23 protein-coding genes are annotated in these 23,991 nt (G+C 70.0%); 7 read left to right on the top strand and 16 right to left on the bottom strand.

Annotation, left to right across the window (positions count from 1 at the left end):
- Positions 1 to 181: 181 nt before the first annotated feature.
- From ACWPN5_RS31110 to ACWPN5_RS31085, 6 genes are all read left to right on the top strand, one after another.
- Positions 182 to 2,026 carry a glycoside hydrolase family 2 protein gene (locus ACWPN5_RS31110; protein WP_492299436.1) on the top strand — a complete coding sequence of 615 codons (1,845 nt, stop codon included), beginning with the start codon at positions 182 to 184 and terminating at the stop codon, positions 2,024 to 2,026.
- Between the two features lie 14 nt (positions 2,027 to 2,040).
- Entirely contained in the window at positions 2,041 to 3,033 is a 993-nt protein-coding gene (locus tag ACWPN5_RS31105; RefSeq protein ID WP_492299435.1) for a TRAP transporter substrate-binding protein, read from the top strand.
- Positions 3,034 to 3,079: 46 nt separating this feature from the next.
- Complete coding sequence (locus tag ACWPN5_RS31100) at positions 3,080 to 3,589, top strand: TRAP transporter small permease (RefSeq protein WP_492299433.1); 510 nt, start codon at positions 3,080 to 3,082, stop codon at positions 3,587 to 3,589.
- A gap of 31 nt (positions 3,590 to 3,620) precedes the next feature.
- Positions 3,621 to 4,922, top strand: coding sequence for a TRAP transporter large permease (locus tag ACWPN5_RS31095; protein WP_492299431.1), 1,302 nt, complete (start codon positions 3,621 to 3,623; stop codon positions 4,920 to 4,922).
- Positions 4,923 to 4,989: 67 nt separating this feature from the next.
- Positions 4,990 to 7,368, top strand: a complete 2,379-nt coding sequence (locus ACWPN5_RS31090) for a glycoside hydrolase family 31 protein (RefSeq protein WP_492299429.1) — start codon at positions 4,990 to 4,992, stop codon at positions 7,366 to 7,368.
- A gap of 276 nt (positions 7,369 to 7,644) precedes the next feature.
- Positions 7,645 to 8,319: a TerC family protein gene (locus ACWPN5_RS31085; RefSeq protein WP_492299427.1), complete on the top strand. Its 675-nt coding sequence runs from the start codon at positions 7,645 to 7,647 to the stop codon at positions 8,317 to 8,319.
- Between the two features lie 83 nt (positions 8,320 to 8,402).
- Here ACWPN5_RS31085 and ACWPN5_RS31080 read toward each other — a convergent pair whose 3' ends face one another.
- The 11 genes from ACWPN5_RS31080 to ACWPN5_RS31030 form a co-directional block, all read right to left on the bottom strand.
- Positions 8,403 to 8,750, bottom strand: a complete 348-nt coding sequence (locus tag ACWPN5_RS31080) for a RidA family protein (RefSeq protein ID WP_014199022.1) — start codon at positions 8,748 to 8,750, stop codon at positions 8,403 to 8,405.
- Positions 8,751 to 8,792: 42 nt separating this feature from the next.
- The gene (locus tag ACWPN5_RS31075; RefSeq protein WP_137143624.1) at positions 8,793 to 9,572 is read right to left on the bottom strand and encodes a transporter substrate-binding domain-containing protein; all 780 of its coding nucleotides are present in this window, start codon (positions 9,570 to 9,572) and stop codon (positions 8,793 to 8,795) included.
- 35 nt (positions 9,573 to 9,607) lie between these two features.
- Positions 9,608 to 9,970 carry a RidA family protein gene (locus ACWPN5_RS31070; RefSeq protein WP_492299425.1) on the bottom strand — a complete coding sequence of 121 codons (363 nt, stop codon included), beginning with the start codon at positions 9,968 to 9,970 and terminating at the stop codon, positions 9,608 to 9,610.
- A gap of 38 nt (positions 9,971 to 10,008) precedes the next feature.
- Complete coding sequence (locus ACWPN5_RS31065) at positions 10,009 to 11,136, bottom strand: NAD(P)/FAD-dependent oxidoreductase (protein WP_492299424.1); 1,128 nt, start codon at positions 11,134 to 11,136, stop codon at positions 10,009 to 10,011.
- A gap of 17 nt (positions 11,137 to 11,153) precedes the next feature.
- Entirely contained in the window at positions 11,154 to 12,572 is a 1,419-nt protein-coding gene (locus ACWPN5_RS31060; RefSeq protein WP_492299422.1) for an FAD/NAD(P)-dependent oxidoreductase, read from the bottom strand.
- Entirely contained in the window at positions 12,569 to 12,865 is a 297-nt protein-coding gene (locus tag ACWPN5_RS31055; protein WP_035681439.1) for a (2Fe-2S)-binding protein, read from the bottom strand. The genes ACWPN5_RS31060 and ACWPN5_RS31055 overlap by 4 nt, the downstream gene beginning before the upstream one ends.
- Positions 12,846 to 13,979, bottom strand: a complete 1,134-nt coding sequence (locus ACWPN5_RS31050; protein ID WP_492299421.1) for an NAD(P)/FAD-dependent oxidoreductase — start codon at positions 13,977 to 13,979, stop codon at positions 12,846 to 12,848. Before ACWPN5_RS31050 ends, ACWPN5_RS31055 begins: the two co-directional genes overlap by 20 nt.
- Before the next feature lie 8 nt (positions 13,980 to 13,987).
- Complete coding sequence (locus tag ACWPN5_RS31045) at positions 13,988 to 14,788, bottom strand: ABC transporter permease (protein ID WP_040137502.1); 801 nt, start codon at positions 14,786 to 14,788, stop codon at positions 13,988 to 13,990.
- Positions 14,785 to 15,717 carry an ABC transporter permease gene (locus ACWPN5_RS31040; protein ID WP_492299420.1) on the bottom strand — a complete coding sequence of 311 codons (933 nt, stop codon included), beginning with the start codon at positions 15,715 to 15,717 and terminating at the stop codon, positions 14,785 to 14,787. Before ACWPN5_RS31040 ends, ACWPN5_RS31045 begins: the two co-directional genes overlap by 4 nt.
- Entirely contained in the window at positions 15,714 to 16,757 is a 1,044-nt protein-coding gene (locus ACWPN5_RS31035) for an ABC transporter ATP-binding protein (RefSeq protein ID WP_492299418.1), read from the bottom strand. Before ACWPN5_RS31035 ends, ACWPN5_RS31040 begins: the two co-directional genes overlap by 4 nt.
- A gap of 67 nt (positions 16,758 to 16,824) precedes the next feature.
- Positions 16,825 to 17,859, bottom strand: coding sequence for an ABC transporter substrate-binding protein (locus tag ACWPN5_RS31030; RefSeq protein WP_492299416.1), 1,035 nt, complete (start codon positions 17,857 to 17,859; stop codon positions 16,825 to 16,827).
- Positions 17,860 to 18,026: 167 nt separating this feature from the next.
- On the opposite strand from ACWPN5_RS31030, the gene ACWPN5_RS31025 reads away from it, so the two are divergent.
- On the top strand, positions 18,027 to 18,932 hold the full coding sequence (locus tag ACWPN5_RS31025; protein WP_492299414.1) for a LysR substrate-binding domain-containing protein: 906 nt from the start codon (positions 18,027 to 18,029) through the stop codon (positions 18,930 to 18,932).
- A gap of 20 nt (positions 18,933 to 18,952) precedes the next feature.
- Here the strand turns inward: ACWPN5_RS31025 and ACWPN5_RS31020 are convergent, their stop codons facing one another.
- The 5 genes from ACWPN5_RS31020 to ACWPN5_RS31000 form a co-directional block, all read right to left on the bottom strand.
- Complete coding sequence (locus ACWPN5_RS31020; RefSeq protein WP_145683805.1) at positions 18,953 to 19,717, bottom strand: amino acid ABC transporter ATP-binding protein; 765 nt, start codon at positions 19,715 to 19,717, stop codon at positions 18,953 to 18,955.
- Between the two features lie 52 nt (positions 19,718 to 19,769).
- Entirely contained in the window at positions 19,770 to 20,432 is a 663-nt protein-coding gene (locus tag ACWPN5_RS31015; protein WP_137106964.1) for an amino acid ABC transporter permease, read from the bottom strand.
- Positions 20,433 to 20,540: 108 nt separating this feature from the next.
- Entirely contained in the window at positions 20,541 to 21,395 is an 855-nt protein-coding gene (locus ACWPN5_RS31010) for a transporter substrate-binding domain-containing protein (RefSeq protein WP_145683806.1), read from the bottom strand.
- A 145-nt stretch (positions 21,396 to 21,540) separates the two neighbouring features.
- Positions 21,541 to 22,440 carry a 4-hydroxy-tetrahydrodipicolinate synthase gene (dapA, locus tag ACWPN5_RS31005; protein ID WP_492299411.1) on the bottom strand — a complete coding sequence of 300 codons (900 nt, stop codon included), beginning with the start codon at positions 22,438 to 22,440 and terminating at the stop codon, positions 21,541 to 21,543.
- 393 nt (positions 22,441 to 22,833) lie between these two features.
- Entirely contained in the window at positions 22,834 to 23,982 is a 1,149-nt protein-coding gene (locus ACWPN5_RS31000) for an alpha-hydroxy acid oxidase (protein ID WP_492299410.1), read from the bottom strand.
- Positions 23,983 to 23,991: the final 9 nt, after the last annotated feature.

The raw sequence follows: 23,991 nt of genomic DNA, 5'->3' as shown, positions 1-23,991 counted from the left end.
CGGTGGGCGGCGGCGTGAAAACCGGTTGCGTAGAGATGCACGCCCGCCTATTGTTTCGGCAAGGGTAATCGATTTCCCTCGGCAGTGACATCGCTATCGACACCGGCCGACGGACGAATTGCCCACCACGCCCCTCCCACGAGGCGGGCGCGGAAAAGAAGAGATGAGGGAGAGGACGCTCATGACAGCCGAAGGCGCCGACCGCGCCACGGTCGTTGACCCCTACGACCATCTGCATGACGAAGCTTACGCCGACGCCTTCGCCCGCGCGCGGGTGGGCGCCGCGGCTCTGGTGACCGTTGCCGGACGCGCCGTAGAGTCGCTGGACGGTGACTGGTGCTTTGCCATCGACCCCCATGACGAGGGACTGCGCCAGTCATGGTACGCCGACGAGCCGGTGCCGGCCGCGGACTGGACCGTTCCGCGCGATTACGACGACGGCGCGTGGCAGACCGCTCCGGTTCCCGCCTGCTGGAACATGCTGCGCCCGGAGTGGCGGCATTACGAGGGCGGCGTCTGGTACACGCGGACGCTTGACCATCAACCCGGCGAGGTCGGGGAACGCACCGTCCTGCACATCGGCGCCGCCGCCTACGAGGCGCGCGTCTTCCTCAACGGCCAGTTCCTCGGCGCGCACCGCGGCGCATCGACGCCCTTCTGCGTCGAGCTGACCGGACATTTGCGCCCCGGCCCGAACCGTCTCCAGATCCAGGTCGACAACGCGCGCCGGGCCGACCGGGTGCCGATGCGCCACACCGACTGGTTCAACTACGGCGGCCTCTACCGCTCCGTAACACTGCTGCGCCTGCCGGCGCTGTTCATCCGGGATTTCGGCGTGGCGCTGGTGCCGGGCAGCGGCTTCGGCCGCGTCGCCGTTGACGTCACGCTGTCTGACCCGGTGGACGGCACCGCCACCGTCGCCATCGACGGGCTGCTGCCGCCCTCCCCCATTCCCGTCACCGCCGGGCGCGGGCGTGTGGAGTTCGACCTCGCCCCGGAGCTGTGGTCGCCGGACTCGCCGCGCCTCTACGGCGTCACCCTGCGCTTCGGCGCCGATTCCGTGGCCGACCGCGTCGGCTTCCGCGAGATCGCCGTGGCGGGGGAGCGCATCCTCCTCAACGGGCGCGACATCACGCTGCGCGGCGTTTCGGTCCATGAGGACGATCTCACGCTCGGCAAGACCAGCGACGAGGCGGACATCCGCCGCCGGTTTGCCGACGCCAAGGCGCTGGGCTGCAACTTCTTGCGCCTCGCCCATTACCCGCACGACCCGCGGGCGGCGGCCATCGCCGACGAGGTCGGGCTGATGCTGTGGTCGGAGATTCCCGTCTACTGGGCCATCGACTTCGCCAACCCCGACACCTACGAGGACGCCGCGAACCAGCTCGCCGAGCTGATCGCCCGCGACCGCAACCGGGCCAGCACGATCCTGTGGGGCGTCGGCAACGAGAACGCCGACACCGACGCCCGCCTGTCCTTCATGGCGCGGCTGGCCGCGCTGGCCCGCCAACTGGACCCGACGCGGCTGGTGACCGCGGCCTGCCTGATCGACCGCGAGCGCTTCGCCATCGCCGACCGGCTGGCCGACCATCTCGACGTGATCGGCCTCAACGAGTATTTCGGCTGGTACGAGCCCTCCTTCGACGGGCTGCGCCGTCTGCTCGCCAACTCCGCCCCCGGAAAGCCGGTCATCATCTCCGAATTCGGCGCCGACGCGGTGGCGGGCTTGCGCGGCGGCCCGCGCCAGCTCTTCACCGAGGACTGCCAGGAGGCGGTCTACCGCGAACAACTCGCCATCCTCGCCACCGCATCCTACGTGCGCGGGATGACGCCCTGGGTCCTCTACGACTTCCGCACCGAGCGGCGGCAGACCGCCTTCCAGCGCGGCTGGAACCGCAAGGGGCTGATCGCCGAGGACAAGACCACCCGCAAGCGCGCCTTCGCCGTCCTTGCGGATCATTACCGGGCGATGGCCGACGCCGAAGCGCCCGCATCGCCGCACACCGATTCAGCCAAATCACGATAACCGGAGGAACCGTCATGTTCGCGTTGAACCGTCGTCACGCCGCCCTTCTCGCCGCGGCCGTCGCCGCCGTTGTGGGCCTCTCCCTCGCCGGGCCGGCCGCCGCCAAGACCACGCTGCGCCTCGGCCATGGGCTGGCCAAGGGTCACCCGGTGGACGTCTCGCTGGACGAGTTCGCCAAGCTGGTGCGCGAGCGCAGCAAGGGCGAACTGGACATCAAGGTGTTCCCCGCCGGCCAGCTCGGCCAGCAGCGCGAACTGATCGAGCAGATGCAGAACGGCGCGCTCGACCTCGTGCACGCCAACGCCTCGCCGCTCGCTGCCTTCGAGCCGGGCTTCGGCGTCTACGACATGCCCTTCCTGTTCCGCGACAACGACCATTTCTTCAAGGTGGTCGAGGGCGCGGTTGGCGATGAGATCCTGGCCTCCAGCCGCGCCAAGGCCTTCGTCGGCCTCGCCTACTACGACAACGGCACGCGCAGCTTCTACGCCAACAAGCCGCTGGCCAAGCCGGAGGATCTGAAGGGCCTGAAGGTCCGCGTCCAGCCCGGCCCGATCGCCACCCGCATGATCAACCTGCTGGGCGCCACCGCCACCCCGCTGGCCTGGGGCGAGGTCTACACGGCCCTGCAGTCGGGCGTCGTCGACGGGGCGGAGAACAACGTGACCGCCCTGACCCTGGCCCGCCACGGCGAGGTGATGAAGGTCTACACCCGCGACGAGCACACCCGCGTCCCCGACGTGGTGCTGGTCGCCACCGCGACGCTGGACCGCCTGAAGCCGGAGCAGCAGGAGCTTCTGCGCCAAGCCGCCCGCGACAGCGCCAAGGCCCACAACGCCCGTTGGACGGCCGAGCTGGAGAAGGCCGAGGGCGAGGCGGCGAAGATGGGCGTCAAGTTCGTCGACGCCGACAAGGCCGCCTACCGCCAGGTCGTGCAGCCCATGTACGACGACCTGAAGTCGACCCCGGCGCTGGCCACGCTCGCCGACCGCATCCAGGCGGTCAAGTAAGCCCCCGCCCCGCCCGCCCGCCGCGTCGAAACCGAGGAGCGCCCCCATGCTGGACACCATCCACCGCACGCTCGACCGCCTCGTGCTCGCCATCACGATCCCGCTGACGGTCGCCATGCTGGGCTGCGTGGTGTGGCAGGTCGTCGCCCGCTACGCGCTCAACGTCTCGACGTCGGCGACGGACGAGATCGCCCGCTTCGCCTTCATCTGGGTCAGCCTGCTCGGCTCGGCCTATGTGCTGGGCAAGCGCGGGCACATCGCCATCACCGGGCTGGTGGACCTTCTGCCGGCCAGGCCGCGGTGCGGCGTCGAGATCGCCATCGCGGCGCTGGTCGCCCTGTTCACGGTGACGATCCTGTGCGGCGGCGGCTGGCTGCTGGTGGACAAGGCGCGCACGCTCGGCCAGGTCACGCCGGCGCTCCAGCTGCCGATGTGGCTGGTCTACGCCGTGATCCCGCTCTCCGGCGTGCTGACCCTGATCTACATGGTCATCGCCCTGTTCGAGAGCCTGCGCGAAGGGCCGGGCGTGACCAGCCACGCCGTCTCGCTCGACTGACGCCCACCCCTTCCGTCGCGGAAACGCAGCCATGGACTTCTCCCCCGCCCTCGTCCTCAGCGCCGCCTTCGTCGCCCTGCTGGCCTTTGGCGTGCCCATCTCCTACGCCACCGGGCTCGCTTCGATCACGGCGCTGCTGACCATCATGCCGCCGCTGCCGGCGATCTCGGTGACGGCGCAGCGCATCGCCACCGGCCTGGACAGCTTCGCGCTGCTGGCGATCCCCTTCTTCTTCATGGCCGGGTCGATCATGAACCGGGGCGGCATCGCCCGGCGCCTGATCGACTGCGCCAAGGTCTTCGTCGGCTGGATGCCCGGACCGCTGGCGCAGATCACCATCCTCGCCAACATGATGTTCGGCTGCGTGTCGGGGTCGGCGGTGGCCGCCGCCTCGGCCATCGGCGGCACCATGCAGCCGTCGATGGACAAAGCCGGCTACGACCGCAGCTACACCGCGGCGGTCAACATCTCCTCCTGCATCACCGGGCTGCTGATCCCGCCGTCGGGCGCCTTCATCGTCTATTCGCTGGTGTCGGGCGGCACCTCCATCGCGGCGCTGTTCGTGGCCGGCTACCTGCCGGGCATCCTGCTCGGCCTGTCGGTAATGATCCCAGCCTGGATCATGGCGAAGAAGCGCGGCTACGCCCGCCTGCCCTCCCCGACCCTGTCCCAGTCCTCGCGCGCCATGCTGTCCGCCCTGCCCAGCCTCGGGCTGATCGTGGTGGTGATCGGCGGCATCGTCGGCGGCATCTTCACCGCGACCGAGGGATCGGCCATCGCCGTCGTCTACGCGCTCGCCCTGGCGCTCGCCTACCGGGAGCTGTCGCTGGACGACATCATGCAGATCCTGATCGACACCATCGTGGCGACGGCGGTGGTGGCGCTGATGGTCGGCACCTCCATGGCGATGGCCTATGTGATGTCGCTGGCCGAGATTCCGCAGATCATCGGCGACTGGGTACAGTCGGTGTCCGGCAACTGGATCATCGCCCTGCTGCTGGTCAACATCGTGCTGCTGCTGATGGGCACCTTCCTGGACATCACGCCGGGCATCCTGATTTTCACGCCGATCTTCCTGCCGGTGCTGGTGGAGCTGGGTGTGGACCCGGTGCATTTCGGGGTGATCCTGGTGTTCAACCTGTCGCTCGGCATCGTCTCGCCGCCGACCGGCAGCGCCCTGTTCATCGGCTGCGCCGTGGCGCGCGTGTCGATCGAGCAGGTGATCCGGCCGCTGATCCCCCTCTTTGCCTGGAGCACGGCGGCGCTGCTGATCGTCACCTACGTGCCCGGCCTGTCGCTCTGGCTGCCCAGCCTGTTCGGCCTCATCAAGTAAGCCGCGCCCTGCCCTCAGGAACCGGCCTTCCAATTTCAGGTCTCATGACGTCAGGAGTTCACGCGCCATGCGCACGCTGACCGGCGCCACCCTTGCCGCGCCCGCCCCGTCCCGCGACGGGGCGCAAGCCGGCCCCCAGGGGATCGCCTTCGACCTCGACCGCGGCTACCGCCTGACCCTGTTCCCGCTGGGGCCCGCGCTGGCGCGCGTCCTCATCGAGCGGCCGAACGGGCTGCGCGCCCCGCGCACCTGGTCGCTGGCGCCCGAGCTGTCGGGCCAGACCGACCCCGCGCTGGCCGACCCCATCGACGGGCGCGACCGCCGCGACCTGACCGGCTTTCCCGGCACCCCGGCGGTGGTCGAGGAAAGCGCCGACAGCGTCACCGTCACCACCCCCGGCTGGCGCGTCGTGGTCCAGCGCGCCCCCCTGGCGCTGCGCTGGTACGAGCCGGCGGCGGAGGGCGACGGCTGGCGCCTCGTCCTGGCCGACCGGCCGACCCAGCCCTACCTGTTCGACGACCGCTCCCCCCGCTTCGCCCACCATCTGGTCAGCCACGCCGGGGAGCGCTACCACGGCTTCGGCGACAAGAGCGGCGGCACCGACAAGCGCGGCCGGCGGCTCGCCATGGGGACGACCGACGCGCTCGGCTACGACGCGGAGACCAGCGACCCGCTCTACAAGCACATCCCCTTCTGCCTCAGCGTGCGGCCGGAGCGCGGCGGGGCGGCGGTCGGCGTCTTCTACGACAACCTGTCGCGCGGCCTCTTCGACCTCGGCCAGACCATCGACGCCTACCACGGCGACTTCATCCGGTTCGAGGCGTCGGACGGCGATCTCGATTGCTACGTCCTGTTCGGCCCGAGCGTCCCGCAGGTGGTGGCGAACTTCACCGCCCTGACCGGCCGCACCTCCTTCCGGCCGCGCTGGGCGATCAGCTATTCCGGCTCGACCATGCAGTACACCGACGCGCCGGACGCCGGGGTGCGGCTGCTCGGATTCCTCGACGCGCTGAAGGAACACGATCTGCCCTGCGGGTCGTTCCAGATGTCGTCCGGCTACACGATGATCGGCGACAAGCGCTACGTCTTCCACTGGAACCGCGACAAGTTCCCCGAGCCGGAGGCGGTCACCGCCAAGTTCGCCGAGGCCGGCGTCCATCTCGTCGCCAACATCAAGCCGGCGCTGCTTGACGACCACCCGAAATTCGCCGAGGTCCAGGGCTTCGGCGGCTTCGTGCGCGACAGCGACGCCCCGGACCGCCCGCAGACCACCCAGTTCTGGGGCGGCGACGGCGCCTACCTCGACTTCACCAACCCGGCGACCACGCGCTGGTGGATGGCGAACGTCACGAAGGAGTTGCTGGAGCGCGGCATCGGCTCGACCTGGAACGACAACAACGAGTTCGAGATCTGGGACGACGCGGCGGTCTGCGACGTCAACGGCCATGGCGGCACGATGGCGACGCTGCGCCCGGTGCAGACGCACCTGATGATCCGCGCCTCGCATCTGGCCCAGGTGGCCCACGCGCCGGACAAGCGCCCCTACCTGATCTCGCGCTCCGGCGGGCCGGGCCTCCAACGCTATGTGCAGACCTGGTCGGGCGACAACCGGACGAGCTGGAAGACGCTGCGCTGGAACCTGCGGATGGGGCACGGCTTCAGCCTGTCGGGCCTGTTCGACTACGGCCACGACGTCGGCGGCTTTGCCGGTCCCCGGCCGGAGCCGGAGCTGCTCATGCGCTGGATCGAGCAGGCGGTCTGGTGGCCGCGCTTCACCATCCATTCCTGGAACGACGACGGCAGCGTCACCGAGCCCTGGACCTACCCGGAGCTGCTGCCCCAGGTGAAGGCCGCGCTGGATTGGCGGGAGCGGCTGGTGCCGCTGCTCTACACGCTGCTGTGGCGGGCGCACCGCGACCACGAGCCGGTGATGCGGCCACTGTTCTACGACTTCCCCGACCAGCCCGGGGCCTACGGGGAGGAGGACAGCACCATGGTCGGCGACCGGCTGTTGGTCGCCCCGGTCCTCGACCCCGGCCGGACGGAGCTGGAGGTCTGGCTGCCGGCGGTGCCCGGCGGCTGGTACGATCTGCGCGACGGCAAGCGTTACGGCGGCGGCGGGCGCGTCACCGTGGCGGCGCCGCTGGGCGTGTCTCCGGCCTTCGTTAGGGCCGGCACGCTGCTGCCGCTCGGCCCCGCCCCGTCCTGGGCCGAGGGTCCGCTGACCGTCCGCTGCTTCCCCGGACCGGAGGGCTACGCCCCGCTGACCCTGTTCGACGACGACGGGGAAAGCGTATGCCGCGACGAGTCCGTCTGCCTGCTGACCCTCACCGGCACGGACGCGGCCGCGCTGTCGGTGAGCCGCAGCGGCGGGCGGGCGCCGCGCTGGACCTCCCTGTCCATCGAGGCGGCGGACAGCACGCCGGTCGGCAGCCTGCCTCTCTGACCGGGCCGAGCGGCACGCCCACGTCCAAGGGCGTGCCGCCCCACCCCGCACAGGATCGCATGGCCGCCCCGGCGAAACCGAAGTGGTGGAATCCGGCGTGTTGGTATAAAGACCGGCTCACCAGGCCGGGCCCCTCTGACAGTTCCCTGAACTGTGATGTCGGACTGGAGACATACAGAGTGGCCCCCGCCCGCCCCTGCCGGCAGCGTTTCTGCCGCGTGCCTGGTTCCGCCCGTGGGTGCTGCTCTCTTGCACTATGCTAGAGGAAGGCACCGCATGACCGATCTGTTCACCGCCGAAGCGCTCGCCGCGCTGCTCCAAGTCGTTGCCATCGACCTCGTTCTGGCCGGCGACAACGCCATCGTGGTCGGCATGGCCGCGGCGGCGGTGCCGCTGGCCCAGCGCCGTAAGGTCATCTTCTGGGGAATCGCCGCCGCCATGGGGCTGCGCGTGTTCTTCGCCCTCATCACCACGCAGCTCCTCGCCATCATCGGCCTGACCCTGGCGGGCGGCGTCCTTCTGCTGTGGGTGTGCTGGAAGATGTTCCGCGAACTGCGCAGCCACGGCGCCGACGAGATCGCCCCCGACGAGGCGATGGACGCGCCCGACCCCTCCTCGGGCACCGTCACCGCCGGTGTGGCGGGCAACACCGCCGTCGCGGCGGCCGGAGCGACCACCTTTGGTGCTGCCATCTGGCAGATCGTGGTGGCCGACGTGTCGATGTCGCTCGACAACGTTCTGGCGGTGGCCGGTGCGGCCAAGGAGCACCCGACCATCCTGGTGATCGGTCTGGTCCTGTCGGTCGTCCTGATGGGGGCTGCCGCCAACATGATCGCACATGTGCTGCACAAGCACCGCTGGATCGGCTGGGTCGGCCTCGCCATCATCTCCTACGTCGCGCTCGACATGATCTGGCGCGGCAGCAACGAAGTCCTCCGCCACATGGCGTAAGGCCGAACACGGTCGAGGCCATAGCCCGGGGGCGCCCACCGCACCATGACGGTGCCGGGCGCCCCCGTTCTTTTTTCCCGCCGTTAAACGGCCGCCGTCACCACGACCTCGATCAGGATCGACGGGTCGCCCAGGTCGGCGACGCCGATGGTGGCGCGGGCCGGCAGGTCGTCGCCGTTCAGCCACTCCAGCCACGCGGCGTTCATGCCGTCCTTGGCCTTCATGTCGGTGATGAAGAGCTGGGCGGACAGCAGCTTCGTCTTGTCCGTGCCGGCCATGGCGAGCACGGCGTCGAGCTTCCGGCAAATCTGGGCGGTCTGCTCCTGCATGCCGACGCTGACGTCGTCGGCGATGATGCCGCCGAGGAAGGCGATGCCGTTGCTGACGACGACGCGGTGCATGATCTTGGTCTTCTCAACGCGCTTGATCACGAGAACTCTCCCGGTTTTGGTTGATATCGGTACGGTTGTTGGTCAGGGGGTGACGGTGAAGTCGACGTACTTGGCGGCGATGCGGGCCAGCGTGCCGTCCTGCACGACCGACGCGATGGCGGCGTCGAAGGCGGCCTTGAGGTCCGCGTCCTCCTTGCGCAGGCCGACGCCCACGCCGGGGCCGAACACCTCGGCGTCGACCAAAGGCTTGCCGACGAGCTGAAGCGACTTCGAGGCGTCGGCCTTCACCCAGTCGGACGCGGTGGCGCCGGTGGTGATGGCGGCGTCGATGCGCCCGCTCTTCAGGTCGGCCAGCAGATTCGACGCGGTGTCGTAGTTCTTCAGCGAGACGGTCTTGCCGAAGTGCTTCTCGACGTAGCGGTAATGGGTGGTCGAGGTCTGGGCGCCGACCGACTTGCCGGACAGGGTGGCCTCGGTTCCATCGATGCCGCCGCCGGTGGCCGCCACGAAATAGGCCGGCACGACCATGTAGGGGACGGAGAAGGCGATGGCCTTCGCGCGCTCCGGCGTGATGTTCATCGTCGCCATGATCGCGTCGTAGCGGCGCGACAGCAGGCCGGGGATGATGCCGTCCCAATCCTGGGCGACCAGGGTGCAGCGGCGCTTCATGCGCTCGCACAGCGCGTTGGCCAGCTCCACCTCCAGCCCGCCGAGCGTGCCGTCGGGGGCGGTCATGTTGAAGGGCGGGTAGGCGCCCTCCGTCGCGATGCGCAGGGGCGGGCCGTCGGCGCGTGAATCCGAGGGGACGGCCGCCGCGAGGGCGCACAGGCCCATCGCCAGCCCGAGGGCCAGACGTTTCATGGAAAACTCCGGTTTGGTGGGTCGGTGGAAGCCGATCAGAGGGCGGCGATCACCTGGATCTCGACCAGCAGGTCGGGGTCGGCGAGCCTGGCCTCGACGGTCGCGCGGGCCGGGGCGTTGGCACCGTCCACCCAGGCGTCCCAGGCCGCGTTCATCGCCGCGAAACCGGCCATGTCGGCGAGATAGACGGTGGCGGTGAGCAGCCGGCTCTTGTCGGTGCCGGCGCGCTCCAGCAGAACGTCGATCTGGCGCAGCACGTCGCGGGTCTGCGCCGTCACGTCGTGGGTGACGCCGCCCATGGCCTCGAAATCGGCGATCTGGCCGCACAGATAGACGGTGCCGTTATGAACGACCATCTCGCTCATCCGCGGGCCGCAATCGAAACGCTGAATCGTCAAAACGTGGGTCTCCTGAAAAGGCCGCTCCGCCGGAGCGGTCAGGCGGCGGCCGCCGTGTGGCGGAATCGCTGGATGCGGAAGGCGTCGATGGGCAGGTCGCTCGCCCCGCGGGTGATCAGGTCGGCGGTGATCCGCCCGACGATGGGGCCGAGCTGGAAGCCGTGGGCGGAGAAGCCGAAGGCGTGGAACACCCCCTCCTCCGTGCCGCTGGGGCCGATCACCGGGATGTCGTCGGGCATCCGCGCCTCGATCCCCGCCCAGGCGCGGACGATGGTGGCGCTGCGCATGATCGGGAAGAGGTCCCACACCGTGCGGGCGTTGGTGCTGACCTTGGCGAAGTCCAGATCCGTCCGGTTCTCGTCGCGGTGGGCGCGGCCCAGCAACCCGCCGCCGATCAGCACGGTCCCGTTGGGAAACTGCTTGAAGGACAGGGTGCGGCCCGTCGCCCCGACCACCGGCTTCAGGAAGGGGGGCACGCGGGCGGTGATCATCAGCATGGGCGCGATGACCTCCAGCGGCACCGGCTCGCCGAGCTGGGCGGCCAGCCGGTCGGCCCAGGCCCCGGCGCAGTTGACCAGCACCGGCGCCTCGTGCGCCACGCCGTCCACCGTCTCCACCCGCCAATTGCGGCCTGAGCGGGCGACCCGCGCCACCGCCGCCCCCTCGTGGAAGCGGGCACCCAGGCTCTCCGCCTTGCGCTTGAAGGCGAAGGTCGTGCGGTAGGGGATGGCCGCCCCGTCGCGTCGCGACACCAGGGCGCCGAGGCAATGCTCCGCGATGGACGGGACGAGGCGGCGCAGCTCCGCCTGATCCACCACCTCCTCGTGCGTGAAGCCGAGTGCCGTGAGCTGGGCCGCCCGCTCCCGGCAGGACTCAAGCTCCGCCTCGGTCTCCGCGACCTTGAGCTGGCCGTGGCTTTCGAAGCCGCAATCGTCGTCCACGAGGTCGCGGATGCCGTGCCACAGCGCCATGGAGGCGACGGACAGCGGCACCTCCGCGGCGTGGCGGCCGAGCTGGCGCACCCCGCCGGCGTTCACGCCGGAGGCGTGGCGGCCGATGTGGTCCTTCTCCAGCACCAGCGCCCGGACCCCGCGCAGGGCGAGGTGCAGCGCGGTGGAGCAGCCGTGCAGGCCGCCCCCGACGATGATGACGTCCGGCTCCGCCATGGCGTCCCCCTGCCCCGTCAGTGGTGCATCACGGCGGCCACCTCGTCCTCGGCCTTGGGCAGCGAGGCGAGTTCGGCCAGCGTGATCGGCTTCACCGGCGGGCGCAGCCGGTAGTAGCCGACCTCCGCCGGGGAGACGCCGCGGGCGTCGGCGATGACCTCGACCACGGTCGGACCGCACAGCCGCCCCTGGCACGGCCCCATGCCGCAGCGCAGGAAGGACTTGGTCTGGTTCGGCCCGCTGACGCCCAGCTTCACGGCGTCGCGCACCTGCCCCGCCGTCACCTCCTCGCAGCGGCAGACGATGGTGTCGTCGGCGGGAACGCGGAACTCCTGGCCCGGCCGGTAGAGCGCGTCGAGGAAGTCGCGGCCGCGCAGCGCCCGGTCCAGCGCCTCGCGGTGCGGGGCGGCGTCGCGGTCGCGGGTGGCGCGGTCGATGGCGCCCAGCCGGTGCAGGGCGTCCAGCGCCGTCAGCCGGCCGCGGTGCTCCGCCGCCAGCGCGCCGCCGATGCCGGCCCCGTCGCCGGCGATGGAGACGCCATCCACCGACGTGGCGCCCCAGCCATCGACGTCCGGCACCCAGCAGCGCTGCGCCTCGTCCCAGGACTGGGCGCAGCCGATGGCGTTGGCGAGGTTGATGTTGGGGATCACCCCGTGATGCAGCAGGAGCGTGTCGGCCGGAAGCCGTTGCTCCGCGCCGTTCGCTTGGCGGTAGACGACCGACTGGACGCGCCCGTCGCCCTCGGCGCGCAGGGCGGAGACGTTGCCGATCACCTTGACCTTGCGCCGGACCTCCAGCAGCAGCTTCAACCCCTTGCCGACATAGCCGGAGCGGGCGAAGGCCGGCAGGAGCGGCATGGCCTGCCGCCAGTTCTCCCGCGGCGTGGTGTCGAGGATCGCGTCGATGCGCGCGCCGGCCCGCAGATACTGCCAGGCGAGCAGCCAGAGCAGCGGCCCGCTGCCGGCCATGACCACGTTGCCCGAGGCGACGAGGCCGGAGGTCTTGAGCAGGATCTGCGCCGCCCCCGCCCCCATCACGCCGGGCAGCGTCCAGCCGGGGACCGGGAAGGGCCGCTCCAGCGCGCCGGTCGCCAGGATGACGTGCCGCGCCGGCAGGATGCGGGCCGCACCGTCGCGCGACAGGCCGATGTCGAGCGTGCGCGAGACGCTCCACACCGCGGCACCGTGCAGATAGTCGGCGCCGCTGTCGCGGAACGGCCCGACCAGATCGGCGCCGTGCCAGTAGTCGGTCCCGAGGATGCTGGGATTCTTCACCGGCGAGCGGGTGATGGCGCGGTAGATCTGGCCGCCGGGGGCCGCCTGCTCGTCGAGCAGGACGGTGGACAGGCCGCGCGTGGCGGCCAGCGTGGCGGCGGCGAGGCCGGCCGGGCCGGCGCCGATCACCGCCAGATCGTAACGAGGCTTCAGGTCGGTCACCGGTCGATCTCCCGCTTGCCGTTCTGGGTCTCCACCCGCATGCCGGGGCGGACGCGGATCTGGCAGCCCTGCTGGTTTCCGGTGCCGTCGATGGTCACCAGACAGTCGAAGCACACGCCCATCATGCAGTAGGGGCCGCGCGGCGCGCCGGACACCGGGGTGGTCCGGCAGGCGCCGACCCCGTTGGCGATCAGGGCGGCGGCGACGCTGTCGCCGGACAGCGCCTCGGCCGGGCGGCCGTCGATGGTGAAGGAGACGCGCTCTCCGCCCGCGTCAGGCAACCGCTGGAACATGGAACCTCCGGGCGCTGAAGGCCGAGAATTCGTCGGGCAGGGTGCCGGCGGCGATGTGCGGCGCCAGCGCCAGCGCGTGGTTGGCGGCGAGCGTCACGCCGCTGTGGCAGGTGGCGACGAAGGCGCCGGGCATGGTGGTGGACTGCTCGTAGATCGGGAAGCCGTCCGGGGTCAGCACGCGCAGCGCCGCCCAGGTCCGCACCACGTTCAGCTTGCCGAGCAGCGGGAAGATGCGCAGCGCGCGGTCGGCGATGGTCGAGGTGACGCCGTTGCGCACCGTGGTGTCGAGCCCGACGTCCTCGAAGCTGTCGCCGATCATCACCCCGCCCTCGTCGGTCTGGCGGATGAAGCCGACCGGGAAGTTCAGGAAGGGAGCGGTCTTCTCCGTCACGATGACGTGGCCGCGCTCCGGCCGCACCGGGGCGTCCAGCCCGACCATCGGGGCCAGCCGGCGGGCGTCGTGCCCGGCGGCGATGACCACCTTGCCCGAGCGGACCTCGTCCCCCGAGGCGGTGACCATGCGGAAGCCGCCGTCGCGTTGGTCGATCCGCTCGACCCGGTGGTGCGGCAGGTAGGACACGCCGGACTGGAGCATTCCGGTGTGCAGCGCGCGCAGCAGCTTCAGCGAGTTGCAATGGCCGTCGAGCGGGCAATAGCTCGCCCCGACCACGTCCTTGCCGATGAAGGGCATCTCCTTCGCCACGGCGGCGCGGTCCATCATCTCGTAGTCGTAGCGGACGACGTTCGGCTGGTTGTGCAGGCGGCGGAGCTGGCCGGCGCGCCGCTCCATCTCCTCCTCCGACAGCAGGGGCAGGAAGCCGCCCGGCCGGCGGTAGCAGACGTCGATCCCGGTCTGCTCCCGCAGCCGCTCGGCGAAGCCGGTCCAGCTGTCGGAGGACATCTTGGTCCAGCCGGCGTAGTCCGGCAGCCCCAGCCCCTTGCCCTGCACCCAGACCAGGGCGAAGTTGCCGCGCGACGGGCGGACGGCGACGTCGCCCTCGTCGAGGACGGCGACCGTCTGCCCCTGCTGGGCGAGGCCCCAGGCGATGGCCGACCCGACCAGCCCGCCGCCGATCACGGCGACGTCGCAGTCGGACCTCGTTAACTCGGTCATGGTGACGCTCACTCCTGTCCGCGGCCGACCAGCAGCCGCTCAAGCCCGTAGAGCCGGTCGAGCACCAGCATCGCCGCCACCGTCATGAAGATCAGCGAGGCGGACACCGCGGCGACCAGCGGGTCGATGTTGTCCTGGATGTAGAGGAAAAGACGCACCGGCAGCGTGGTCGTCTCGGGCGAGGCGATGAAGACGGTCATCGTCACCTCGTCGAAGCTGTTGATGAAGGCCAGCACCCAGCCGCTCGCCACGCCCGGCAGGATCAGCGGCAGCGTCACCCGCCGGAAGGTCGTCCAGGAGGTGGCGCCGAGCGAGGCGGCGGCGTTCTCGATGGAGCGGTCCATGCCGGTGGAGGCCGCCAGGATCAGCCGCAGCGCGAAGGGCAGGATGATGACCACATGGCTCAGCACCAGCCCGGCGAAGGTGCCGCCCAGCCCGATCTGCGTGAAGAAGCGCAGGAAGGCGATGCCCAGCACGATGTGCGGCACCATCAGCGGCGACAGGAACAGCGCCGTGATCGCCTCGCGCCCGCGGAACTGGTGGCGGGCGATGGCCAGCGCCGCCGGGACCGAGAAGGCCACCGCGATGGTGGAGCTGACCGCCCCCAGCAGCAGGCTGTCGCGGAAGGCCCGCGCGAATTCCGGATTGTCGCCGATGGCCTTGAACCAGCGCAGCGACAGCCCCTCGGTCGGCAGCGACAGATAGCCCTGCGAGGTGAAGGCGACCACGCAGACGACCAGGATCGGCGCCAGCAGGAAGGCCAGGAACAGCGTGTGGAAGACCAGGGCGACGGGGCCGTTGCGGTTCATTCGAACACCTGCTTGTAGCGACGTTCGACCAGCCGGTTGCAGCCGACGATGATCACGATGTTGGCGAGCAGCAGAAGGATCGCGATGGCGGCGCCCAGCGGCCAGTTCAGCGTGTTCAGGAACTCGTCGTAGGCCAGCGTCGCCGCCACCTTCAGCCGCCGCCCGCCGATGATCGCCGGGGTGGCGAAGGCGCTGGCGGCCAGCGCGAAGACGATGATCGAGCCCGACAGGATGCCCGGCACCACCTGCGGCAGCACCACCCGGCGCAGCACCGTGAAGGGCTTGGCCCCCAGCGACAGGGCGGCGTTCTCGACCTGCGGGTCGAGCCGCTGCAGCGACGCCCAGACCGACAGCACCATGAAGGGCACCAGCACATGGGTCAGCGCGATGATGACGCCGGTCTCGGTGTACATGAACTCGATCGGCGTCGCGATCAGCCCGACCGCCATCAGCGCCGTGTTGATGATGCCGGTGGAGCCGAACAGCAGCGCCCAGCCGAGCGTGCGCGACACCACCGAGATCAGCAGCGGCCCCAGCACCACCAGCAGGCACAGGCCGCGCCAGGGCGACCGCATGCGGCGCAGGATGTAGGCCTCCGGCGCGCCGAACACGGCGCAGAGCAGGGTGACCACCACGGCGATGCGGAAGGTGCGCAGGAAGATTTCGTGGAAATAGTCGTCGGTGACGATGTCGATGTAGTTGCCGAGCTGCCAGACGTCCTGGATGCCCGTGTAGAATCCGAAGCTGTTCAGCGACAGCAGGCCGGTCATGACCAGCGGCACCAGCAGCAGCACGGCGAACAGCGCCAGCGCCGGCAGGCTGAGCAGATAGGGCGCCAGCGGGCGCCGCTCCGGCCGGTCCGGCGGGGCGGAATCGGATGCCGCGTCGGAAGAATCGATCAGGGATTTGTGAGCGTCCACGGCGGTCATGCCTCACCCGCCATCACGCGCATGTCCTCCGCCCGCCAGCCGAGCATGACCGGCTCGTTCTCCGCCGGCAGGGTCTGGCCGTCGTGCTGGCGGATCACCGTCAGGTCGCCGGCCTCCGTGCGGATTTCGAACAGCCACTGGGTGCCCTGGAAGACCCGCGCCCGGACGAGGCCCGGCACGCCGGCGCCGTCCACGAAGCGGACCTTCTCCGGCCGCACGGTCAGCAGGCCGGGGCCGTCCGGCAGTTCCGCCGCGACCGGCCACGCCGTGCCGGCGACGTCGATGCGCCGCCCGGCGCCGTCGCGGCGCACCGTGCCCTGGAGCAGGTTGGTGCGGCCGAGGAAGTTGGCGACGAAGGCGCTGGCCGGGTTGTCGTAGGCGTCCTGCGGGGCGGCGACCTGCTCGACCCGGCCCTTGTTCATGATGACCACGCGGTCGGACAGGGCCATCGCCTCCGCCTGGTCGTGGGTGACGAGGATCATGGTGGTGCCGACGCTGCGCTGGATGCGCCGCAGCTCGATCTGCATCTCCTCGCGCATCTTGGCGTCGAGGTTGGACAGCGGCTCGTCGAGCAGCAGCAGGCTCGGCTTGATGACCATGGCGCGAGCCAGCGCCACGCGCTGCTGCTGGCCGCCGGACATGCGCCGCGGGTAGCGGTCGCCGAAGGCCCCCAGTCCGACGAGCTGGAGCGCATCGCGCACCATGCGGTCGCGGTCGGCGCGCGGGATGCCGCGCATCTCCAGACCGAAGGCGACGTTCTCGGCCGCCGTCATGTGGGGGAACAGGGCGTAGCTCTGGAAGACGATGCCGAGGCCGCGCTCGTTGGGCTTCTTGGCCAGCAGGTCCGCGCCGTCCAGCGTGACGCGCCCGGCGCTGGGGTCGAGGAAGCCGGCGATCATCTGGAGCGTCGTGGTCTTGCCGCAGCCCGACGGGCCGAGCAGCGAGACCAGCTCCCCCTTCTCCACCGTCAGGGACAGGTTGTCGACGGCGACCCAGGGGCCGAACCGCTTGGTCAGCCGGTCGAGGACAAGGTAAGGCATGGCGTCGTCTCCCACCTAGGAGCCTGGGAAGTCCCGGCCCGCCGCGGGGGCGGGCCGGACGCGGCGGTCAGCGCTCAATCTCGCGGGTCCAGCGCTTGTTCCAGACCTCGCGGTTGGCGTTGATGGTGTCCCAGTCGACCACCAGCAGCTTGCCCATCTGCTCGGGGCCGTAGGGGATGCCCACCTGCTGGTCGGCGGTCAGGGTGACCGTCTTGTTCACCGGGCCGAAGCCGGCGCCGGTCGCCATCACGGTCTGCACCTCGGGCGACAGCATGTGCTGGATGAACTGCTGGGCTTCCGCCGCCTGCTTGCTGCCGGTGATGGCGCAGGCCGCCGAGGCCAGCACGATGCCGCCCTCCTTGGGGTAGACGAAGGCGGCGGGGAAGCCGGTGTCGGCCAGCGCCTTGGCGCGGCCCGAGCCCCAGACGGCGACGGTGGCCTGCCCGCTCTGGAACAGCTCCGTCATCTTGCCCGGCGACGGCTCGTAGGCGAGCACGTTCGGGTTCACCTTGTCCTTGAAGGCCTGGAAGCCGGGGTCGATGTTCTTCTCGCCGCCGCCGTCGAGCCGCGCCATCATCACCAGCGCGTGCAGGCCGTAGCTGTTGTTGATCGGCGGGACGACCAGCTTCTTGCGGAACTTGGCGTCCTCGATGTCCTTCCAGGAGGCGGGGGCGGCCCAGCCGTTCTCGTCGAAGACCTTCTTGTTGTAGACGATGCCGGTGCCGACCGCGCCGACGCTGACCGCCTTGCCCGAGGGGATCTTCGCCAGATCGTAGAGGTCGTCGTAGACCGGCGCCTTGGCGATGTCGGCGCAGAAGCCCAGCGCCACCGCCTGGTACATCGGACCGTCGTCCAGGATCACCACGTCGATCTGCTGGTTGCCCTTCTGGGCCTGGAGCTTGGCGAGGTTGTCGGTGGAGTTGCCGGCGACATACTCGACCTTCACGCCCGTCTTGCTCTCGAAGGCCGGGATGATGTCCTTGCGCATCGTCTGTTCGAAGGACCCGCCGTAGGCGGCGACATACAGGGTCTTCTGCTGCGCCTGCGCGGCGCCGCATCCCAGGGCGGCGGTTGCCATCAGGCCGTACACCAACGCTCGCATCTGTCCCTCTCCTGTTCCGGTTCCGGTTCGTTTCCCAGCGGTTGCGCGTTTTGTCGCACCCCAGGAGCGTCGCGTCCCGCTGGCATAATCGTCAAATCGAATTGTTGGCGGTGTCTATAAACGAATGTTATGCTGCAACGCATCTGACACGCTTGGACCGCCCCGGAATGCTGAATCCCCGCCAGATCGAGGCGTTCCGCGCCGTCATGCTGACCGGCGGGATCACCGCGGCGGCGGAGCTTCTGAACATCTCCCAGCCGGCGGTCAGCCGCCTGATCGCCGACCTGCAATACGCGCTGAAGCTGACGCTGTTCGAGCGGCGCGGCTCGCGCATCGCGCCGACCAGCGAGGCGATGTCGCTGTACCAGGAGGTGGAGCGGTCCTTCGTCGGGCTGGAACGGATCGAGCAGGCGGCGCGCGACCTCCAGGAGCGGCGGGCGGGCACGTTGCGGGTGGCCGCCATGCCGGCGATGGCCATCGGCTTCCTGCCGCGCTACGTCGCCCGCTTCCTTGAGGAGCGGCCGCGGGTGGACGTGTCGCTGTGGGGCAGCAGTTCCCCGCAGGTGCTCGATTGGGTGGCCGCCGGCCAGTGCGAATTGGGCTTCGGCCAGTCGGCGGTGGAGCACGCGACGGTGCTGTGCGAGCGGATGCCGCGGGTGCGGGCGGTCGCCGTGGTGCCGAGCAACCACCCGCTCGCCGCGCGCAAGCGGCTCGTCCCGGAGGATTTCGCGGGCGAGGCCTTCATCGCGCTCGGCGCCGCCACGCTGATGCGCTATTCCATCGACGCGATGTTCGCCGAGCACGGTGTCGCTCGGACCATGCGGGTGGAGACCCAGCTCACCATGATCGCCTGCGCCATGGTCGCCGCCGGGGCGGGAATCTCCATCGTCGATCCCTTCACGGCGCAGGAGTATGCGGGGCGCGGCGTCGCCATCCGCCCCTTCGAGCCGGCCATCACCTTCGAAATGGCGGTGCTGCATTCGGCGCAGCGGTCGCTGTCCACCCTCGCGCAGGATTTCCTCGGAGGGTTCCGCGACGCCGTCGCCGCCTTCCGACTGCCCGAACAGGAATAACGCCGGGTCAGCCCCCGGGTTCAGCCGCGTGTGTGGAAGTGGCTGAGGAAGGCGCGGGTGGCCTCCTGCTGCGGCCGGTCGATGACGTCGCGCGCCGGCCCCTCCTCCACGATCACGCCGTCGCGCATGAAGATCACGCGGTCGGCGACCTCGCGGGCGAAGGCGATTTCGTGGGTCACGATGATCATCGTCATGCCCTCGGCGGCGAGGTCGCGCATCACCCCCAACACCTCCGACACCAGCTCGGGGTCGAGGGCGGAGGTCGCCTCGTCGAACAGCATCACCTCCGGCTCCATGGCCAGCGCGCGGGCGATGGCGACGCGCTGCTTCTGCCCGCCGGACAGCCGGTCCGGGTAGGCGTCGGCCTTGTCGGCCAGCCCGACCTTGGCGAGCAGCCGGCGCCCGATCGCCTCGGCCTGCGCCTTCGGCATCTTCTTGGCGGAGACCGGCCCCTCCATCACGTTGCCCAGCACGGTCATGTGCGGGAACAGGTTGAAGTGCTGGAACACCATCCCGGTGTTGGAGCGGAACTTCGCCTGCGCCTTGGGCTTCGGCAGCGCCTTGCCCGTCTCGAAGTCGAAGGCGTCGTCGCCGATGCGGATGCGGCCGCCGTTGGGCACCACCAGCAGATTCAGGCAGCGCAGCAGCGTGGACTTGCCCGACCCCGAGGGGCCGATCAGCGCCACCACGGCGCCGGGGTCGACCTTCAGGGTGATGTCGCGCAGGACGACCAGCTCGCCAAACTGTTTCCTCAGCCCGGCGACTTCGATTTTGGGAATGCTCATGGAACGGGGCCTCTCGCCTTGGATCGCCGGGGGAGCATCAATGACCCGGACCTCAATGGCCGGTCTGGAGCTGCTTCTCGCCCCGCTTCACGATGGCCGTCAGGGGGACCAGCACGACGAAGTAGATCAGCGCGACGATGGTGTAGACCTCCAGCGGGCGGAAGGTGTCCGTCGCGGCGACCTGCCCCTGGTAGAGAAGATCGGGCACCGCCACCACCGAGACCAGCGAGGTGTTCTTGAACTGGATGATCGACTGGTTCATCAGCGGCGGGATCATGCGCTTGACCGCCTGGGGCAGCACGATGCGCCGCATCACCTTGGCCGGCGTCAGGCCGAGCGCCAGCCCGGCCTCCGTCTGGCCCGCCTCGATGGAGACCACGCCGCCGCGGATCACCTCCGCGTAGAAGGAGCCGCCGTAGAGCGACAGGGTGAGGACGGAGGCGGTGATCGCGTCGATCTGGATGCCGGTCAGCATCGGCAGCGCGTAGTAGAACCAGAGGAGCTGCACCAGCAGCGGCGTGCAGCGGAACAGCTCGATGTAGGCCCAGGAGATCCAGCGCAGCACCGCGAAGCGCGAGAGCTGGGCCAGCCCGCCGACCAGCCCCAGCAGCAGGCCCAGCACGACGACGGCGGCCGTCAGGCCGATGGTGACCAGCGTGCCGTTCAGGAACAGCCAGCGGTATCCCCAGAGCATCTCGAAGTTGAAGGTGTACATGGCGGGCCTGCTTGCAAAACTTCGGAACGGCGGCCGAATCCCGGTGGGGCCGGCCGCCGTGCGTCATCGGAACCCAGGTCCGTCGGCGGAAGCGAACGGACGTTCGCTTTAGAAGGTGATGCCTTCCGGGATGTCGCTCATGGCGATGTCCACCTTGGCGAGGCTGTTCACCACCGCCTCGCGGATCAGGCCCAGGCCCTGGGCGTAGACGATCCAGGTGTTCACGAAGTCGCGCAGGGTCTTGTCCGGCTCGCGCCGCACCGCCGCGTTCGAGGTGGAGCCGAAGACCGGGCGCGGCACGACGACCTTGCCCAGCGACGGGTCGCGCTTCACCGCGCGCACGCCGCCCATCCAGAAGATCGACTGGGCGTCGGCCCGGCCGCTGCGCACGGCCAGCGTCGCCTCGTCCAGCGACTTGAAGCGGATGATCTGGGCGTTCGGGCAGAGGCGGCTGGCCACCTGATCGTGGGCGGAACCGACGTCTACCGCGATCTTCACCTCCGGCTTGTTCATGTCGGCCCAGCTCTTCGGCTCGAAGCCCGGCTTGGCGATGACGACCAGGGCGCTGTTGTAGACCGGGACCGTGAAGTCGACGGCCAGGGCGCGTTTGGGCGTCGGGTTCATGCCGAACATGACGTCGATCTTGTTGGCCTGGAGATCGAGGATGGCGTTGCCCCAGGTGGTCTCGACCACCTCGATGCCGACGTCCATGTCGGCGGCGAGCGCCGAGCCGATGTCCCAGAACTGGCCCGACCACTGGCCGGTCGTCTGGTCCTTCATGATCCAGGGGGCGCCGGTCGCCACGCCGCCGATGCGCAGCTTCTTGGCCTTCAGGACGCGGTCGAAGGAGCTGCCGCCGTCCTGCGCCGCGGCCGGGGCGATGCCCGCCGCCATGGTGGCCCCGAAAGCGCCGACGGCCGCGCCGGCGCCCAGAAACCCAGCCAGTTCCCTGCGATTCACCATGTCCGTCTCCCTTGTGGTCCGTCGGGCTGTCCGACCGGACGTGTCTTCAGGCCATTCCGTGTTCGTTGACCGGCCGCTGCTGCGGCTTCGCGTTGTTGGGGCGCTCCCCGGGGGAGGTCGGGCGCCCGGCCCCTTCCCTCGGCCGTCAGGCGAGCGCGATCTCGCGCGCGTGCCGGGCGACGGCCTGGAGCTTCTCGGTGGTCTCGGTGGTCGGCGCGGTCAGCGGCAGCCGTACCCCGCCGACCGGCATGCCGGCCATCGCCATGAAGGCCTTCAGCGGGCCGGGGTTGGTTTCCAGGAAGATGGAATTCACCACCGGGTCGATCCGGGTCTGCTCGGCCAGCGCCTCGTTGAGCTTGCCGGCGCGCGCCAGTTCGAAGATGCGCAGCCAGATCCTCGGGTAGATGGTCGCCGAGGCCAGCACGCCGCCCCGCGCGCCCAGCGCGACGTGGGTGGCGAACAAAGGCTCCTCGCCGCTCAGCACCGAGATCCTGTCGCCGGCGTACTTCATCGTCTTGATGAATTCCGGCATGTCGTAGGAGGAGAACTTCATGCCGATGATGGAGCCGTCCTCCGCCATCGCCTGCACGCCCTCGGCGGTGACCGCCACGGTGGTGCGGCGGGGGATCTGGTAGAGCATGACCGGCAGGTCCACCGCGTCGCGGTAGGCGCGGAAGTAGGCGCGCATGCCCTCCTGGGTGCCGGCGGCGTAATAGGGGGTGACGGTCATCACCGCGGCGGCCCCGGCGGCGGCGAAGTCGCGCCCGGCCTCGACCGCGTCCTGGAAGCCGGTGGACAGCACGCCGGGGATCACCGGCTTGCCGCCGGCCTCCTCCACGCAGGCGGCCACGACGCGCTTGCGCTCGTCCCGCGACAGGGCGGGATACTCGCCGGTGCCGCCGATCGGCACGACGCCGGACGCCCCGGCGTCGAGCTGGTGGCGCACCAGCCGCTTCAGGCCGGCGATGTCGACGGAGCCGTCGGCCGCCAACGGCGTGACGATGGCGCTGAACAGGCCGCTGATCTCCGAATGGGTGAGTGCCATGGGGTCCTCGGATTTCTCAAGCGTGGCGTTTGAATCGTGTGGCGTTTGCAGCGGGTCGGCGCGGCCGCAGGGCGGCCTTGCCCCCGCGATGCGGGAAGCCGGATTGGGACGATCGGAAAAAAGCGTGACGAAAAGAGTTCGATGAAATCGACAAAGACCGGCGCGCCGCCGGAAATCCGTGCCTGAACCCACACCCTGCGTGACGCGTCTCATCACCATGCTGGGCCGTGCCGGAGCGAACGGAGCGATGGAAGCGTCGCTTATGGGACCTTCAGACCGGCCTCGTTCACATCCGATGACCAAGATGTCACATCATTTTTCACTTCGCTGCAACAACAAATCGTATCATGGACAAAAAAGTACGATACGATAAAAACGGCCCGTCAGCACACGTCAACGTGGCCGTTCCACGGTCCCCGCGATGTCGGCCACGGTCGGGGCGCCGAGGAAGCCCATGGTGGTGAGAAGCTCGCGCCGGACCATCTCCAGCACCGCCTGCGCCCCCGCGGCACCGCCGGTGGCCAGCCCATAGAGGACGGCGCGGCCGAGCAGCACGCCCTGGGCTCCGAGCCCCAGATAGCCGGCGGCATGGCTGCCGCGCCGCACCCCGCTGTCGGCCAGGACGGTCATCCGGTCGCCGACCCGCTCGGCGATGTCCGCGAGGCAGCGCATGGGGTGGATGGCGTGGTCCAGGTTGCGGGCGCCGTGGTTGGAAACGACGATTCCGTCCACCCCCAGCTCGGCCGCCCTCTCCGCGTCGTCGGCGCGCAGCACGCCCTTCACGATCAGCTTGCCCTTCCAGGTGTCCCGCAGGCTCCGCACGTCGTCCCACCCCACGTCCTGGGCGAGGCTGATCTCGTCCCCGACGGCGACCCGCCCCAGCGCGGTGCGGAACTCGTCGGGATAGTGGGCGTAGGTCGGCACGCCGCCGTTGCTCAGGTACTTGGCGAAGACCCCGGCGAACCAGCGCGGATGGGCGAGACAGTCCAGCCCGGCGCGCAGCGAGGGCTTGATCGGAATCCCGAAGCCGTTGCGGATGTTGTATTCGCGGTTGGGCGTCACCGCCGTGTCGACGGTCAGGACGAGGGCCTCCGCCCCGGCCCGTTCGGCGCGCCGCACCAACTCGCGGGTGCGCTCGCGGCTGCGCCAGACATAGAGTTGGAACCACAGCCGCGCCCCGGATTCCCCGGCGATCCGCTCGATCGAGGTGATGGACTGGGTGGAGACGCAGAAGGGAATGCCGACCGCGGCGGCGGCCTTGGCCAGTTCCACCTCGCCGTCGTACCAGACCAGCCCGGCCACGGCGGTGGGCGCTACCACCAGTGGCATGGGCTGGCTCACCCCGAACAGGCGGGTGGTGGTGTCGCGTTTCGACACGTCCACCAGAACGCGCGGCTTGAAGACGAGGTTGTCGAGCGCCGTTTTGCTCGTCGCGATGCCCGTTTCATCCTCGGCGCCGCGGTCGATGTACTCGAACAGGCCACGCGGAAGCCGGGACCGCGCCCGCCGCCGGGCCTCGGCGATGTTGAGCGGCGCCGTCACCGCCGTCTC

This window comes from Azospirillum sp. UENF 211521, from assembly GCF_058780535.1.
This window is presented reverse-complemented; position numbering and strand designations above follow the sequence as displayed.